The sequence below is a fragment of the Bradyrhizobium sp. BR2003 genome (assembly GCF_009720285.1).
Lineage (GTDB): Bacteria > Pseudomonadota > Alphaproteobacteria > Rhizobiales > Xanthobacteraceae > Bradyrhizobium > Bradyrhizobium elkanii.
This window is the reverse complement of sequence record NZ_SMYJ01000009.1, coordinates 108,074-122,917: the sequence shown is the minus strand read 5'-3', so window position 1 is coordinate 122,917 and position 14,844 is coordinate 108,074. Positions and strand designations below refer to the sequence as shown.

General features: G+C 64.7%; 15 protein-coding genes. 2 read left to right on the top strand and 13 right to left on the bottom strand.

The annotated features are described in order from the left end of the window. Positions 1–122 precede the first annotated feature (122 nt). The 11 genes from E2I15_RS05005 to rpoZ all read right to left on the bottom strand — a co-directional run bounded on the left by E2I15_RS05005 (position 123) and on the right by rpoZ (position 11,873). The gene (locus tag E2I15_RS05005; RefSeq protein ID WP_137477728.1) at positions 123–1,079 is read right to left on the bottom strand and encodes a cation diffusion facilitator family transporter; all 957 of its coding nucleotides are present in this window, start codon (positions 1,077–1,079) and stop codon (positions 123–125) included. Positions 1,080–1,252: 173 nt separating this feature from the next. Beyond that, the gene (parC, locus tag E2I15_RS05000; protein ID WP_137477725.1) at positions 1,253–3,508 is read right to left on the bottom strand and encodes a DNA topoisomerase IV subunit A; all 2,256 of its coding nucleotides are present in this window, start codon (positions 3,506–3,508) and stop codon (positions 1,253–1,255) included. 72 nt (positions 3,509–3,580) lie between these two features. Next, positions 3,581–4,330 carry a DNA repair protein RecO gene (gene recO / locus E2I15_RS04995; protein ID WP_137477724.1) on the bottom strand — a complete coding sequence of 250 codons (750 nt, stop codon included), beginning with the start codon at positions 4,328–4,330 and terminating at the stop codon, positions 3,581–3,583. A gap of 135 nt (positions 4,331–4,465) precedes the next feature. Next, complete coding sequence (locus E2I15_RS04990) at positions 4,466–4,846, bottom strand: hypothetical protein (protein ID WP_137477722.1); 381 nt, start codon at positions 4,844–4,846, stop codon at positions 4,466–4,468. A 14-nt stretch (positions 4,847–4,860) separates the two neighbouring features. After that, the gene (gene era / locus E2I15_RS04985; RefSeq protein WP_137477720.1) at positions 4,861–5,784 is read right to left on the bottom strand and encodes a GTPase Era; all 924 of its coding nucleotides are present in this window, start codon (positions 5,782–5,784) and stop codon (positions 4,861–4,863) included. After that, positions 5,777–6,598 (bottom strand): ribonuclease III, encoded by an 822-nt coding sequence (gene rnc / locus E2I15_RS04980; RefSeq protein WP_137477718.1) that lies wholly within the window; start codon positions 6,596–6,598, stop codon positions 5,777–5,779. Before rnc ends, era begins: the two co-directional genes overlap by 8 nt. Further along, positions 6,595–7,356 carry a signal peptidase I gene (gene lepB / locus E2I15_RS04975; RefSeq protein WP_028333840.1) on the bottom strand — a complete coding sequence of 254 codons (762 nt, stop codon included), beginning with the start codon at positions 7,354–7,356 and terminating at the stop codon, positions 6,595–6,597. The genes rnc and lepB overlap by 4 nt, the downstream gene beginning before the upstream one ends. 283 nt (positions 7,357–7,639) lie before the next feature. Continuing rightward, positions 7,640–8,056 (bottom strand): holo-ACP synthase, encoded by a 417-nt coding sequence (acpS, locus tag E2I15_RS04970; RefSeq protein WP_016844006.1) that lies wholly within the window; start codon positions 8,054–8,056, stop codon positions 7,640–7,642. Continuing rightward, a complete protein-coding gene (locus E2I15_RS04965) occupies positions 8,053–8,823 on the bottom strand; it encodes a pyridoxine 5'-phosphate synthase (RefSeq protein ID WP_137477716.1) in 771 nt (256 codons plus the stop codon). The genes acpS and E2I15_RS04965 overlap by 4 nt, the downstream gene beginning before the upstream one ends. A gap of 155 nt (positions 8,824–8,978) precedes the next feature. Beyond that, on the bottom strand, positions 8,979–11,270 hold the full coding sequence (locus tag E2I15_RS04960; protein ID WP_137477714.1) for a RelA/SpoT family protein: 2,292 nt from the start codon (positions 11,268–11,270) through the stop codon (positions 8,979–8,981). Between the two features lie 210 nt (positions 11,271–11,480). Then, entirely contained in the window at positions 11,481–11,873 is a 393-nt protein-coding gene (rpoZ, locus tag E2I15_RS04955) for a DNA-directed RNA polymerase subunit omega (RefSeq protein ID WP_016844003.1), read from the bottom strand. A 360-nt stretch (positions 11,874–12,233) separates the two neighbouring features. On the opposite strand from rpoZ, the gene E2I15_RS04950 reads away from it, so the two are divergent. Together E2I15_RS04950 and E2I15_RS04945 are read left to right on the top strand one after the other, a co-directional pair. Beyond that, positions 12,234–12,866: a LabA-like NYN domain-containing protein gene (locus tag E2I15_RS04950; RefSeq protein WP_016844002.1), complete on the top strand. Its 633-nt coding sequence runs from the start codon at positions 12,234–12,236 to the stop codon at positions 12,864–12,866. Then, complete coding sequence (locus E2I15_RS04945; RefSeq protein WP_137477713.1) at positions 12,847–13,506, top strand: uracil-DNA glycosylase; 660 nt, start codon at positions 12,847–12,849, stop codon at positions 13,504–13,506. Before E2I15_RS04950 ends, E2I15_RS04945 begins: the two co-directional genes overlap by 20 nt. A 181-nt stretch (positions 13,507–13,687) precedes the next feature. Here the strand turns inward: E2I15_RS04945 and E2I15_RS04940 are convergent, their stop codons facing one another. Continuing rightward, entirely contained in the window at positions 13,688–14,269 is a 582-nt protein-coding gene (locus E2I15_RS04940) for a peroxiredoxin (protein WP_137477711.1), read from the bottom strand. A gap of 100 nt (positions 14,270–14,369) precedes the next feature. Continuing rightward, positions 14,370–14,843: an SsrA-binding protein SmpB gene (gene smpB, locus E2I15_RS04935; protein ID WP_016843999.1), complete on the bottom strand. Its 474-nt coding sequence runs from the start codon at positions 14,841–14,843 to the stop codon at positions 14,370–14,372. Position 14,844: the final 1 nt, after the last annotated feature.

Below are 14,844 nucleotides of genomic sequence, written 5' to 3'. Positions count from 1 at the left end.
GCCCTCCGTTGATCACGCCGGCCATTCGCGCGGTCGCAATGTGCCGTGTCGTCGCCGCCCGTGGAAGACCTGGACATGGGTCGAGTGATCAATTGAATGCGAGTGCGCGGCAGCTGCGTCGGCTAGACCATTTCCGCCGGCGCCAGCCGACAGGTCTCACTGCTGATCTCGACCTGCAGCGTCGCGTGGTGGATGCTGAACCGCTCCGACAACTCGGCGCAGACGTGATGCAAAAAGACATCGTCGTGTCCGCCGGGCCGCACCAGATGCGCGGTCAGCGCGGTCTCGCTGGTGCTCATCGCCCAGATGTGCAAATCGTGCACCTCGGTGACGCCCTCGAGCGCGGCGAGATAGTCCCTCACCTCTTTGAGATCGATCCCCTTCGGCACCGCGTCGAGCGCGAGGTTGACGCTGTCGCGGGCAAGCTCCCAGCCGCTCAGCATCACCACCACCGCAATGACCAGGCTGATCGCCGGATCGAGCCACTGCCAGCCGGTCGCCATGATCAAGAGCGCGGCGATCACGACGCCGAGCGAGACGCCGGCATCCGCCGCCATGTGCAGATAGGCGCCGCGCACATTGAGATCGCTGTCGCGGCCGCGCATGAACAGCAGCGCCGTGCCGCCATTGATCAGGATACCGAGCGCGGCGACCCAGACCACGGTCCAGCTTGCGACCTCCGCCGGCTCGCGGAAGCGGTTGATCGCCTCGACCGCGATGCCGCCGACCGCGATCAGCAGCAGACCGGCATTGAACAGCGCCGCCAGGATCGAGGCGCGACGGTAGCCATAGGTGTGAGTATCGGTCGGCCGCCTGCCGGCGAGCCATGTCCCGCCCCAGGCCAGCAGCAGCGCGATGACGTCCGAGAAATTGTGGACCGCGTCGGAGACCAGCGCCAGCGAGTTGGCGGAATAGCCGAAGATCAGCTCCGCGACGACGAAGGCAGTGTTCAGCGACGCGCCGACCGCAAAGGCCGTGCCGAAACTGTCAGGCGCGTGGCTGTGCCCGGCATGGGAATGCCCGGCGTGGGCATGTCCGTGAGAATGACCGTTGTGGTCGTGGTCGTGATTGTGCGCCATGGCAACCGTCGCCCGATGTCGTCGGCGACGGTTATAGCGCGGTGAAATGTGGATACTATCACACCGCGCTCGCCGAAAGCGTAGCCCGGATGGAGCGCAGCGCAATCCGGGATCTTTGCCCAATGCGACAGCGGCCCCGGATTTCGCTTCGCTTCATCCGGGCTACAACACAGTTACTCCACGCCGCGATTGAACTTGTTCGACTTCGGCAGGCCGTGGGCGAGCCGGCCGGCATCGGCGCGGTTGCCGCGCCAGTCGGCCAGTTCCTTCATGGTCATGCTGTGCTCGCGGCCGGCGGAATCCTTCCAGGTCAGGCCAGCCTTGGCGTCGAACACCGCAACGTCAGACAGCGACGCGCTGGTGTATTTCTGCAGCCGCACGCCGCGGCCGCGCGCCATCTCCGGCACCTGGTCGAGGCCGAACAGCACCATCTTGTGGTTGGTGCCGATCACCGCGACGGTGTCGCCGTTCACGGTCGTGATCGCGCGGGCCTCGTTCGGCATTTCGACGTTGAGCACCTGCTTGCCCTTGCGGGTGTTGCCGACGCAGTCCTCTTCCTTGACGATGAAGCCCTGCCCCTCGCTGCTCGCGATCAGGAACTTGCGCTCGCCCTTGTTGACGAACAGCGAGATGATCGCGGCGTCCTGCTCGAGGTCGATGAACATGCGGATCGGCTCGCCATGGCCGCGGCCGCCCGGCAGTTTTGCCACGTCGAGCGAGTAGAACTTGCCGTTGGTCGCGAACAGCAGCAGCTTCGAGGTGGTCTCGGCGAAGAACGAGTGCTCGAGCTTGTCGTCGGTCTTGAAGGCAAGGCCGGAGAGATCCTCGACATGGCCCTTCAGCGTCCGCACCCAGCCCTTCTCTGATATCACGACGGTGCACGGCTCGCGCTCGACCAGCGCTTCCTCGATCGCGGCGAGGTCATGCTTGGGCGCATCGGCGAAGGTGGTGCGGCGCTTGCCGAGCGGCGTCTTGGGTCCAAAGATGTCGCGGACCTTGCGCACCTGATCGCTGACCTTGGCCCACTGCTCGGGCTCGGAAGCGAGCAGACCCTCGATCCCCTTCAGCTCCTTGCGAAGATCCTTGTCCTCGGTGCGGATCTCCATCTCCTCCAGGCGGCGCAAATTGCGCAGGCGCATGTTGAGAATGGCGTCAGCCTGGATCTCTGACAGCTTGAAGGTCTTCATCAAGACCGGCTTCGGCTCGTCCTCGGTGCGGATGATCTTGATCACCTTGTCGAGGTTCAGATAGGCGACGAGGTGGCCGCCCAGCACTTCCAGGCGGTGCTCGATCTGGGTTCTGCGGAAGTTGGACCGGCGGACCAGCACGTCGCGCAGATGGTCGAGCCATTCGCGCAAGCACTCGGCAAGGCCGACCACCTTCGGGATGCGGCCCTTGATCAGCACGTTGAGGTTCAGCGAGATCTTGCTTTCCAGCTCGGTCAGGCGGAACAGCGACTCCATCATCAGCGCCGGATCGACGGTGCGCGATTTCGGCTCGATCACGAGCCGGACGTCCTCGGCCGACTCATCGCGGACGTCGGCAACCAGCGGCAGCTTCTTCTCGTTGATGAGCTCGGCGATCTTCTCGACGATCCGCGACTTCTGCACCAGCCAGGGAATCTCGGTGACGACGACCACCCAGGTGCCGCGCGCGCCCTCTTCCCGGGTCCAGCGCGAACGGGTGCGGAACGAGCCGCGCCCCGTGGTGTAGGCCTCGACGATCGCTTCCTTGGAATCGACCACGATGCCGCCGGTCGGGAAGTCCGGACCCTTGACCCATTTCAGCAGCGCCTTCGACTTGGCGTCGGGCTTCTCGATCAGATGCAGCGCGGCGTCGCAGAGCTCGGCGGCGTTGTGCGGCGGGATCGAGGTCGCCATGCCGACCGCGATGCCCTGCGCGCCGTTGGCGAGCAGGTTCGGAAAGCCGCCCGGCAGCACCACCGGCTCTTTCGACTGGCCGTCGTAGTTGAGGCGAAACTCGACGCCGTCCTCATCGATGCCGTCGAGCAGGAGCCGCGCGACCTCGGTCATGCGCGCTTCGGTGTAGCGATAGGCGGCCGGATTATCGCCGTCGATATTGCCGAAATTGCCCTGGCCGTCGACCAGCGGGTAGCGCGAGGAGAAATCCTGCGCCAGGCGCACCATGGCGTCGTAGATCGCCTGGTCGCCATGCGGATGGAACGAGCCCATCACGTCGCCGACGATCTTGGCCGACTTCTTGAATGCGGCGCGCGGGTCGAGCCCGAGCAGGTCCATGCCGTAGAGGATGCGCCGGTGCACCGGCTTCAGCCCGTCGCGGGCGTCCGGCAGCGCACGATGCATGATGGTCGAGAGCGCATAGGCGAGATAGCGCTCCTCGAGCGCGTCACGCAGCGGCACCTCGTGAATTTCGGCCGGCTCTTCCGGCGGTATCTGTCGTTTTCCCATGGGGAGGCGTTAAACCTTGGCGCTGAATCGGGCAAGCCGCGAATCAGCGGGAATTTAAGGCCCGAATCGGCCTTACGGAACCGCGCTCCGGCCCCGCCGCCGCGTTACGGCGTTGATAAATCCGTCGCGGGCGTCGGAATGGCCCTGGCCACGCGGCTCCAACACGTGGCGGAGCAGGAACAGGCCGGTGATCTGGAAGCCGTCGAGCAGGTCCTGGTCCGACCAGCTGTTGGCGCCGCCCTCGCCTTCGCGCAGGAACTCCGGCAGCGGCAACAGCCGGTCGCGCCACGGCTCGCCGGCGGCGCGGGACACGGCGCCGCCGGATTTCGGCGACACGTAGATCAGGTCCGACGTCTCCCCGGTGGCCGCGCAGTTCTCCAGGTCGAGCCCGAAGCCGAGCTCGGTCAGCATGGCGAGCTCGAACCGGATCAGGTGCACGGCGGCAACGCCGGCGTCCTCGAAATCGTCGAGCGTCACCTGCAGCATCCAGTAGATGTCCTCATGCGGATCGCGCTCCGGCAGCAGCCGGGCCAGCGCTGCCAGATGCGTGACGCCGTAGACCGCGTGCGACGAGCCGAGCAGCGTCGCCGCGCGCAGCCGCGTGCCCTCCAGCGCATACATGCCGAGATGCTCGTCGAGCCGCGCCCGCCACACCGCGGTGACGCTATTGCCGGGCTGCAGCAGCGGCCGCATCCGCGAGCTGGCGCCGCCACGCACCAGGCCGAGATGGCGGCCGTGCTCGCGCGTCAACAGCTCGACGATGGCGGAGGATTCGCCATGCCGCCGCACGCCCAGCACGATGCCTTCGTCGGTCCATTCCATGCGCGGAGTCTAGCAGGATTCCGCGGATGAACGCAGCGATCTCGACGCGTCATTCCGGGGCGATGCGAAGCATCGAACCCGGAATCTCGAGATTCCGGGTTCGCGTCTTCGACGCGCCCCGGAACGACAGCGGGACTACGCGTTGAACCAGCCCCGCGCGTCGCCGGTGAAGGAATAATAAAGTCCGGCCGTGGTCAGGATGCATGACACCACCTCGATGGCGCTGTCGATCTCCACGCCCTTTGCGCCGATGACCTGCACCAGGGACATCACCGACAGGACAAGTACCGCGAGCAGCGCCCAGCGCGGCCAGTTCTTGCGGTGCTGCGCGGCAAGCCGGACGAAATACATCAGCAGCAGGATCATGCAGCCGGCCGTCAGGGTCTCGCCCATGATCATCTGCTCGGTCTTCAGCACAGTCGGCGTGCGGTCCTGGAACGCCACCGACAGCGCATCCAGCGTCAGCGACACATAGAGCAGAACCTCAAACCACAGCACGTTTCTGGGCACGTTCATGCAAACGTCGACTCTTATTCCTTGGGGAAGTCCAATCCCATTTCCTTGTAGCGATCGGGATCGTCACTCCAGTTCTCACGCACCTTGACGAACAGGAACAGATGCACGGGCACGCCCATGATCTCGGCGATCTCGGCACGTGCCTGCGCGCCGATCGACTTGATGGTGGCGCCGCCCTTGCCGAGCACGATCTTGCGCTGGCTCTCGCGCTCGACAAAAATCGTCTGCTCGATGCGGATCGACTTGTCCTTGCGGTCGGTCCAGCTGTCGGTCTCGACCGTCGACTGGTACGGCAGTTCCTGATGCAGATGGCTGTAGATCTTCTCGCGCGTGATCTCGGCCGCCAGATGCCGCATCGGCGCATCCGACATCTGGTCCTCGGGATAGAGGAAGGGCCCTGCGGGCACCAGTTTGGCCAGCGTCTGGCGCAAATCGGCAACGCCGTCGCCGGACAGCGCCGAAATCATGAAGGTGTGCTCGAAGCGCATCCGCTCGTTGGCGGCCTGCGCCAGTGCCAGCAACTTTTCGCGCTGCACGAGATCGACCTTGTTCAGCACCAGGATCTTCGGATGCGCGACGGTCTCGAGCTTGGCCAGGATCGCGTTGGCCTCTTCGTCGAGGCCCGACTTCGCATCGAGCAGCACGCAGACGAGATCGGCGTCGTGCGCGCCGCTCCAGGCGGTCGACACCATGGCGCGGTCAAGCCGGCGCCGCGGCGCGAAGATCCCGGGGGTGTCGACCAGGATGATCTGCGCGTTGCCCTCGATCACGATGCCGCGGATCAGCGCGCGCGTGGTCTGCACCTTGCGCGAAACGATCGTGACCTTGGAGCCCACCAGCGCGTTGACCAGCGTCGACTTGCCGACATTGGGCGCGCCGATCAGCGCGACGAAGCCACAGCGCGTCGCGTCCCCTTGACCTTTGGCCTCGTCAATCATTGGTGCCGACGCCTTCGCGCTCGATCATCGCGGATGCTGCCGCCTTCTCGGCCGCGCGCTTGTTGCCACCGAGGCCCTCGGCGGAGGCCAGGCCCGGCAGGTCAACCGCAACGCGGAATTGTGGATCGTGATGCGGGCCGGTGCGTTCGACCTCGCGATAGACCGGCGTCGGCAGCCCCTTGCCCTGCGCCCATTCCTGCAACACGGTCTTGGGATCGCGCAGCGGCCGGCGCAGCTTGTGCATCCGTTCGGTCCAGTTGCGCTCGACGAACTGGCGCGCGGCCTCATAGCCGCCGTCGAGAAAGATCGCCCCGATCACCGCTTCGCAGATATCGCCGAGCACGGACTTGCGCAGCCGGGCGCCCTCGACCGCCTTCACCATGCCGAGCTTGATGTCCTCGAGCAGCCCGAGTGCCTTGGCAACGTCGGCGCAGCTCTCCTTGCGCACGAGGTCGGCGAGCCGCTTCGACAATTCGCCCTCGTCGGCCTTTGGGAACGACCGGAACAGCATGTCCGATACGATCAGCCCGAGCACGTGATCGCCGAGGAACTCCAGCCGCTGGTAGCTGTCGGCGCGGTTGCGGGTGGCGGGCTTCAGCGCGGAGACGTGGGTGAACGCGGTGGTCAGCAGCGCGGGATCCTGGAACGTGTACCCGATCCGCGCCTCGGTGCCCGCGATCGCGGCCTTCTCCTCAGCGGCCTTGGCCGCCTTGCTGCGCCGCTTCCTCGGCGCGGCTGTGCTGTCGGCGGCAGGCGTCTGGCTCGGCTCGCCGGTTGGCGCTTGGTCGTTGATGGCTGCGGTATCGTCGTTCATCGCACGATAGAGAATAGGCGATTCCACCGCACGGCAAGCGGCCAGCGCCAGATCATCCAGGCCTGCTCGCCCTCGGCGATCGAGAAGAAGATCATCTGGGCTCGCCCGATGATGTTCTCGAACGGCACGTAGCCGACCTGCGACAGGAAGCGGCTGTCGGTGGAGTTGTCGCGGTTGTCGCCCATCATGAAGAAATGCCCGGGCGGAACGGTGTAGACGATGGTGTTGTCCATGTAGCTGTTGTCGGTGCAGTCCAGCGTCTCATAGCTGACGCCGTTCGGCAGCGTCTCCTTCCAGCGCTTGACGCGGGCGGTCGCATCCGCCGAGCCGCAGGGATCCTCGCCGACGAAATCGCTCAGCCGCTCCCGCTTGATCGGCTCGTCGTTGATGTAGAGCAGCCCGCTCTTGACCTCGATGCGGTCGCCGGGCAGCCCGATGACGCGCTTGATGTAATCGGTGGAGTCATCCCGCGGCAGGCGAAACACCACGATGTCGCCGCGGTTGGGCTCCGAGCCGAAGATGCGGCCCGAGAAAATGTTCGGCGAGAACGGGATCGAATAGTGGCTGTAGCCATAGGAATATTTCGAGACGAACAGATAGTCGCCGACCAGGAGCGTCGCCTTCATCGACCCGGAGGGGATGTTGAACGGCTGGAACAGGAAGGTGCGGATAACGAGCGCGATCAGAAGAGCATGGATGACGACGCGGATGGTCTCGCCCAAGCCGCTTTCAGATTTGGTCCCGGTGGTCACGCTCATTGCTTTCCCAATTCCCGTGGACTGATGTCCACGCGGTGGCAGAACGTTCTCTTCGCGCGAAGCGTTCGGCCTTCGCGTGAGGAAAATGGCCTTGATTCTGATCTTGAGGGCAAATTCCGGCCTAAACCCGAAATCAGCATCTCGCTCGATATAACCCTGCGGCGTTTTAGACGGTTGTTCGCAGGGGCGCAATCAATCGTCGCCTCAAAACTTCGCAATTCATTGAAATATCAATGATTTTTTAGTTTTCTGAAGTTTTCCGGCGGAATCTGGCGCCGCGGGCTCATCTGGCGGGCGCAACCGCCGAAATTATGACGAAGGCCTGGGCCAGCGGCCAATCGTCGGTGATCGAAAGGTCGATCTGCGCCTGCATGCCCTCGGGCGTCAGTTCCTGGAGCCGGGCCAGCGCCCCGCCGGTCAGCCGCATCGACGGCCGCCCGCCCGGCAGGTTCACGACGCCCATGTCCTTCCACCACACCCCGCGCCGGATACCGGTGCCGAGCGCCTTGGAGCAGGCTTCCTTGGCGGCGAAGCGCTTGGCGTAGGTTGCGACCACCATCTTCTCGTTGTTGGCGCGGCGCATCGCCTTGGCGCGCTCGGCGTCGGTGAAGATGCGCTCGAGGAATCGCTCGCCATGGCGCTCGATCACCTTGGCCACCCGGGTGATGTCGATCAGGTCGGAGCCGATGCCGATGATCATGCGCTGACGGCGCCCTGAGCCCTGGCGCGGCCGCGGTCCATTGCCGCACGCATCTCACGCACCGTCCCGGCAATGCCGACGAACAGCGCCTCGCCCATCATGAAATAGCCGATGTTCAACTCCCGGATTTCGGGCAACGCGGAAATCGTCTCCGCAGTGTCATAGTCGAGCCCATGGCCGGCATGGACCTCGAGCCCGGCCCCCTGCGCGAGCCTGGCGCCGGCGACGATCCGCTTCCATTCGGCCTCCGCCTTGTCCTGGTGGCCGTCGACCACGGCGTCGCACCAGCCACCGGTGTGGATCTCGATCACCGGCGCCTTCAGCTTCGCGGCCATCTCGATCTGCCTGGGATCGGCGGCAATGAACAGCGAGACGCGGATACCGGCGTCATTGAGCCGCGCGATGAACGGCGCCAGCGCGTTGTGCTGGCCGACGACGTCGAGGCCGCCTTCGGTGGTGAGCTCCTGGCGCCGTTCCGGCACCAGGCAAACCGCGTGCGGCTTGGTGGCGAGCGAGATCCGCAGCATGTCGTCGGTCGCCGCCATCTCGAAATTCAGCGGCTTGGAGATCTCGGCCTTGAGCCGCGCCATGTCCTCATCGCGGATGTGGCGGCGATCCTCGCGCAAATGCGCGGTGATGCCGTCGGCGCCGGCCTCGATCGCGGCAAGCGCCAGCCGCACCGGATCGGGCCGTGCACCGCCGCGCGCGTTGCGGAGAGTGGCGACGTGATCAACATTGATACCGAGACGCAGCGGCGGAGACGACATCAAATCACTCTCTGACAAACCAGTTGAACCATCCGCTCATCCTGAGGAGCGGCGCCTGCGCCGGGTCTCGAAGGATATGGCCCCGCCTCGGGCCGCATGGTTCGAGACGGCGCTGACGCGCCTCCTCACCATGAGGGCCGATGACAGGCGGAACCCTAACCATTGACGCGCTCGACCCGAGCGACGACGGCCTTGGCGCGCAACTGGGCGATGATAGCGCTGAGATGCTTGAGGTCATAGACCTCAAGATCGATGGTCAGCTCCGTGAAATCAGGCGATTGGCGCGACATGTGGATGTTGTCGATGTTGCCGTCGTGCTCGGCGATCACGGTCGCGATCTGGGCGAGGCTGCCGGGCTCGTTGACATTGTGGACCAGGATGCGCGCCGGGAAGCGCTGTGGCATGGTCTCGTCGATATCCCAGCGCACGTCGAGCCAGCGCTCCGGCTCCTCCTCGAAATCCTTCAGCGCCGGCGACTGGATCGGATAGATCGTGATCCCCTCGCCCGGCGTGACGATGCCGACGATCCGGTCGCCCGGCACTGCGCCGCCGTTCGGCGCGAACTTCACTGGCAGGTCGGAATTGATGCCGCGCACCGGGATCACCGAGGTGGCGCGCGCCGGATGCGGCGGGTTCTGCGTCTTCAGCTTGGCGGCGAGGCCCTTCTTGGTCCCATAGCGCACCAGCCGCTCTTCCTTGTAGTCCGGATACATCGCGCGTGCGACGTCGGAGGCCTTGATCTCGCCGCGCCCGACCGAGGCCATCACGTCCTCGATCGAACTGCGCGCGAGCCGCGGCAACGCGCCCTTCAGCTTGTCGTCGGCGTATTCGATCTTGGCGCGGGCAAACAGGCGGTCGACGATGCGGCGGCCGAGGCCGGCATACTGGTCGCGCACCGCGTCGCGGGTGGCACGGCGGATCGCGGCCCGCGCCTTGCCGGTGCGGGCGAGCGCCTCCCAGGCCGACGGCGGCGCCGACTGCGCTTTCGAGGTCAGCACCTCGACCTCGTCGCCGTTCTGCAGCTCGGAGGACAGCGGCGCGAACTTGCCGTTGATCTTGCAGCCGACCGCGCTGTTGCCGACACCGGTGTGCACGGCATAGGCGAAATCGATCACGTTGGCGTTGCGCGGCAGCGCGATCAGCTTGCCCTTCGGCGTGAAGCAGAACACCTGGTCGTGGAACAGCTCGAGCTTGGTGTGCTCCAGGAATTCCTCCGGATTGGCGCTTTCCGAGAGGATGCCGATGGTGTGGCGCAGCCAGGCGAAGGCGTTGGACTCGTGCTTCAGCCGCTCGTGCGGCGAGCCCGCGCCCTCCTTGTAGAAGGCATGCGCGGCGATACCGAACTCGGCGATCTGGTTCATGTCCTCGGTGCGGATCTGCAGCTCGACGCGCTGCTTGCCCGGCCCGATCACCGTGGTGTGGATCGAGCGGTAGTCGTTCTGCTTCGGGGTCGAGATGTAGTCCTTGAAGCGGCCCGGCACCACCGGCCAGGTGGTGTGGACGATGCCGAGCGCGCGGTAGCAGGCCCCGACATCGTCGAGGATGATGCGGAAGCCGTAGATATCGGACAGCTGCTCGAAGCCGACCGACTTGCGCTCCATCTTGGTCCAGATCGAAAACGGCTGCTTGCGGCGGCCGAACACCCGCGCGGTGATGCCGTTCTTCTGCAGGTTCTTGGAGAGCTGGGTTTCGATCTCGCCGATCAAATTGCGGTTGCGCTCGGCCAGTGAATCGAGCCGCTGCTTGACCACCGCATAGGCCTCGGGATCGAGCACGAAGAAGGACAGGTCCTCGAGCTCCTCGCGCATCTCGTGCATACCCATGCGGCCGGCCAGCGGCGCGTAGATATCCAGCGTCTCCTCGGCGATGCGCCGGCGCGAGGCCGGCGGCACGAATTCCAGCGTGCGCATGTTGTGCAGGCGGTCGGCGAGCTTGATCAGCAGCACGCGGACGTCGTCAGCGATCGCCAGCAGGAGCTTGCGCAAATTCTCGGCCTGCTTGGCCTCCCGCGACACCAGTTCCAGCCGCTTCAGCTTGGTCAGGCCTTCGACCAGCGCGCCGATCTCGTGGCCGAACACGTTGTCGATCTCGGCCCGTGTCGCCTCGGTGTCCTCGATCGTGTCGTGCAGCAGCGCCGCCACGATCGTGGCGTCGTCGAGCTTGAGGTTGGTGAGGATCGCGGCGACCTCGAGCGGATGCGAGAAATAGGGGTCGCCGGAGGCACGGGTCTGCGTGCCGTGCGCCTTCATGGCGTAGACATAGGCGCGGTTGAGCAGGTCTTCGTTGGTGTCGGGGTTATAGGAGCGGACGCGCTCGACGAGGTCATATTGTCGCATCATTCGCGTCCGCGGCTTGGCCGGCCTCTCCGCCGTGGACGACGTCGGCGCCACCGCTACCGTTTCGGTTGCAGCCTGCATCTGGATGGAACTGCGGCGTCGGTACGCCATGAACTCGTTGCCTCTCGCGCGGGACCGGAACGTCCCACCTTTCCTCAATCTAGTGCGCTTTCGAATGAAGCAGCACCCCGCGCGGGCCCTGGAACCATTCAATTTCCCGCGTCCGCATAGGACGCACCGTAACAGCAAAATTGTCAACAAAAGCAAAGGCCCGGAGCAATGTCCGGGCCTTCGGCAAATCGGTTCGAAACGACGGCGAGCTTACTCGTCTTCCTCGGGCTGTTCCTCCGGGGGCGCCAGACCCTCGAGGCCCTTCAGCAGCTCTTCCTCGGTCATCCGCTCGACCGCCACCTCGGTGTCGTCGGCGTCGACGCTGGCACCGGCGGAACCGATCAACGGCACGGTGTCGGGCTCGGGCTCGTCGACCTCGACGAACTTCTGCAGGGAGTGCACGAGCTCCTCTTTCAGGTCTTCCGGCGAGATCGTCGAATCGGCGATCTCCCGCAGCGAGACGACCGGATTCTTGTCGTTGTCGCGATCAACCGTGAGTTGCGACCCCGACGAGATCATCCGGGCGCGATGCGCGGCCAACAGGACGAGGTCGAAACGATTGTCGACCTTGTCAATGCAATCTTCGACGGTGACGCGAGCCATCTCGAGGCGCTCCGTGGTAAAAGGGACCGAACATGTAGGTTATGAGGGTTAGTTATAGGCCTAGCCCCCGTTTCGCAAGGTAAATTTGTGATTTGCCTTCCGAACAGGCTCTGATAACCCGGTCTCACGGGGGCCAGAAGGGCCGGAGCGTCTGACGACATGGCTAGGTTGCTGTCCCAGGCGAGTAAATCTCTTCATTGCAATGTCAAAGGTCTAGGCTTTTTGCCCTCGCCTCACCATAATTGCGGTGGTGACTATCGTGGGGAAAGATTCACAGAACTTTAGGCAGCAACGCCGGAAATTGCGCGCGGTTGATCACCGCCGCGCTAAGAACACTAACAACCACGCGAGAACACTTTGATGTCGTCACCTGTTTCCAACAAGATCGCGCTCTTCATCGACGGAGCGAATCTTTATGCCACCGCTAAGACGCTGGGCTTCGACATCGACTACAAGCGCCTCCTCAAGGAGTTCCAGAGTCGCGGTACGCTGCTCCGTGCGTTCTACTACACGGCGATCATCGAGGATCAGGAGTATTCGTCGATCCGCCCGTTGATCGATTGGCTCGATTACAACGGCTACACCGTCGTCACCAAGGCGACCAAGGAATTCATCGACGCCAGCGGCCGCCGCAAGGTGAAGGGCAACATGGACATCGAGCTCGCCGTCGATGCCATGGAACTCGCCGAGCACATCGACCAGATGATTCTGTTTTCCGGCGATGGCGACTTCCGCTCGCTGGTGGAGGCCGTGCAGCGCCGCGGCGTTCGCGTCACGGTCATCTCCACCATCGCCAGCCAGCCGCCGATGATCGCCGACGAGCTGCGCCGCCAGGCCGACGTCTTCACCGACTTGGTCGAGCTGCAATCCAAGCTCGGCCGCGATCCGTCGGAACGTCCGGCCCCGCGCGAACCGCGCCACCATTCCCCGCAATTCTTGCAGCGCGCGACCACCATGGCCCCGCGGGGAGCCGATGACGATTTCGACGAGTAACCTCGTCGCCGCTGCCACGCGCCCCGACAGCAACTGTCCGCTCTGTCCACGGCTGGCCGAGTTCCGCGCGCAGGCGCGCGCGCGAGAGCCGGGCTGGTTCAACTCGCCGGTGGAATCGTTCGGCGATCCGAACGCGCGGCTGTTGATCGTCGGGCTTGCGCCGGGCCTGCAGGGCGCCAACCGCACCGGCCGTCCCTTCACCGGCGACTACGCCGGTGATCTGCTCTACGCGACCCTGCTCGAATATGGCTTCGCCAGCGGCGTCTATCAGGCGCGGCCGGACGACGGGCTGAAGCTGGTGGACGCCCGGATCAGCAACGCGGTGCGCTGCGTGCCGCCGCAGAACAAGCCGCTGCCGGCCGAGATCAACACCTGCAGGCAATTCCTCCGCGCCACCATCGCGACGATGCCGAAGCTGCGCGCGATCGTGGTGCTCGGACGAATCGCCCACGAATCGACTCTCAAGGCGCTGGACGTTCGCTTGGCGGCCGCGCCCTTTGTGCACGGTGCCGTGCATAGTGCAGGCAAATTCAAGCTTTACGACAGCTACCACTGCTCGCGCTACAACACGAACACCGGCGTGTTGACGGCCGATATGTTCCGCAAGGTCTTCGCGACCGTGCGCAAGGAGCTGGGCTAGCATACGCGACGCCCCCGGGGCGGAGGCCGCGCGACTTCTGGATATTAGAAATGTATCCCCGAATTGCCCGACGTGTCAAGGATGCTTGGTCGAACGCCGGTCGCCGCCGGCTACTTTGCATGGGGTTGTTTTCGATATTTTGGCAGCGTGACCTGCGACCGCCCCATCGCATCATATTGGTCTAGTCCCTCCGCGGATTGGCCTTCAGCCAAGCCAGCACGTCGCCGGCGTTCCGGTCGGGCGGAAACACCGGGTAGAACACGTGCGTGATGCGTGCATCGTCGATCACCAGCGCGAGCCGCTTGATCAGGGTCAGGCCGGCCACCGACATCGTCGGCAACCTCAGCGTGCGCGTCATTTCCAGCGCTTCGTCGGACAGTACCGGAAACGGCAGATGCAGCCGCGACGCCATCTCGGTCTGGTACTCGTTGCTTTGCGTCGACAGCCCGAACACCTGGGCAGCACCGGCCGCCTTCAGCTCGGCGAACAGGTCGCGGAATGCGCAGGTCTGCGGGGTGCAGCCGCGGGCGCCCGGGATCATGTCCCAATCGTCGACCAGCCCGATCTTGCCGGGCTCGCCGGTTCGCGGATAGGCGAACACCACGGTGCGGCCCTTGAGCGCCGACAGCGCCACCGCGGTGTCGTCGGTCGCGCGCAGCCTGACCGGTGGGATCGTCATGCCGGTCAGATGCGCCGCGCCACCGTCATCCGTGGGCGCCGGGATCTTGCTCCAGTCGACATCGGTCAGGCTCGATTGGCTCATGGCCCAAATCTCCATCCACCGTCATCGCGAGCAGCTCGCGACAAAATTGCGGAGCAATTTTGCGCTGAAGCGACGACGCGATGACGACAAATCAACCGCCCTACCCGCGCGCCCGCATCAGGCGGCCCTTCTCGCGGCCCCAGTCGCGCTTCTTCACGGTCTCGCGCTTGTCGTGCAGCTTCTTGCCCTTGGCGACCGCGAGCAGCAGTTTGGCACGGCCGCGCTCGTTGAAGTACAGCTTCAGCGGAATGAGCGTCATGCCCTCGCGGTCGACCGCTCCGAGCAACTTGTTGATCTGCTTGCGATGCAGCAGCAGCTTCCGCGGCCGCTTCGGCTCGTGGTTGAAGCGGTTGGCCTGCAGATACTCAGGAATATTGGCGTTGATCAGCCACAGCTCGCCGTTCTTGGAATCCGCATAGGATTCCGCGATCGTGCTCTTGCCGCTGCGGATTGATTTCACCTCGGTGCCGGTCAGCGAAATGCCGGCCTCGATCGTGTCCTCGATCGCGTAGTTGAAGCGGGCCTTTCGGTTCTCGGCTACGACCTTGATTGGACGTTCGTTCTTCTCGGCCACT

What these genes read in the sequence shown, in the direction of transcription:
- E2I15_RS05005 (WP_137477728.1), bottom strand. Translation starts at nt 1,079, where the DNA reads ATGGCGCACAATCACGACCACGACCACAACGGTCATTCTCACGGACAT.
- parC (WP_137477725.1), bottom strand. Translation starts at nt 3,508, where the DNA reads ATGGGAAAACGACAGATACCGCCGGAAGAGCCGGCCGAAATTCACGAG.
- recO (WP_137477724.1), bottom strand. Translation starts at nt 4,330, where the DNA reads ATGGAATGGACCGACGAAGGCATCGTGCTGGGCGTGCGGCGGCATGGC.
- E2I15_RS04990 (WP_137477722.1), bottom strand. Translation starts at nt 4,846, where the DNA reads ATGAACGTGCCCAGAAACGTGCTGTGGTTTGAGGTTCTGCTCTATGTG.
- era (WP_137477720.1), bottom strand. Translation starts at nt 5,784, where the DNA reads ATGATTGACGAGGCCAAAGGTCAAGGGGACGCGACGCGCTGTGGCTTC.
- rnc (WP_137477718.1), bottom strand. Translation starts at nt 6,598, where the DNA reads ATGAACGACGATACCGCAGCCATCAACGACCAAGCGCCAACCGGCGAG.
- lepB (WP_028333840.1), bottom strand. Translation starts at nt 7,356, where the DNA reads ATGAGCGTGACCACCGGGACCAAATCTGAAAGCGGCTTGGGCGAGACC.
- acpS (WP_016844006.1), bottom strand. Translation starts at nt 8,056, where the DNA reads ATGATCATCGGCATCGGCTCCGACCTGATCGACATCACCCGGGTGGCC.
- E2I15_RS04965 (WP_137477716.1), bottom strand. Translation starts at nt 8,823, where the DNA reads ATGTCGTCTCCGCCGCTGCGTCTCGGTATCAATGTTGATCACGTCGCC.
- E2I15_RS04960 (WP_137477714.1), bottom strand. Translation starts at nt 11,270, where the DNA reads ATGGCGTACCGACGCCGCAGTTCCATCCAGATGCAGGCTGCAACCGAA.
- rpoZ (WP_016844003.1), bottom strand. Translation starts at nt 11,873, where the DNA reads ATGGCTCGCGTCACCGTCGAAGATTGCATTGACAAGGTCGACAATCGT.
- E2I15_RS04950 (WP_016844002.1), top strand. Translation starts at nt 12,234, where the DNA reads ATGTCGTCACCTGTTTCCAACAAGATCGCGCTCTTCATCGACGGAGCG.
- E2I15_RS04945 (WP_137477713.1), top strand. Translation starts at nt 12,847, where the DNA reads ATGACGATTTCGACGAGTAACCTCGTCGCCGCTGCCACGCGCCCCGAC.
- E2I15_RS04940 (WP_137477711.1), bottom strand. Translation starts at nt 14,269, where the DNA reads ATGAGCCAATCGAGCCTGACCGATGTCGACTGGAGCAAGATCCCGGCG.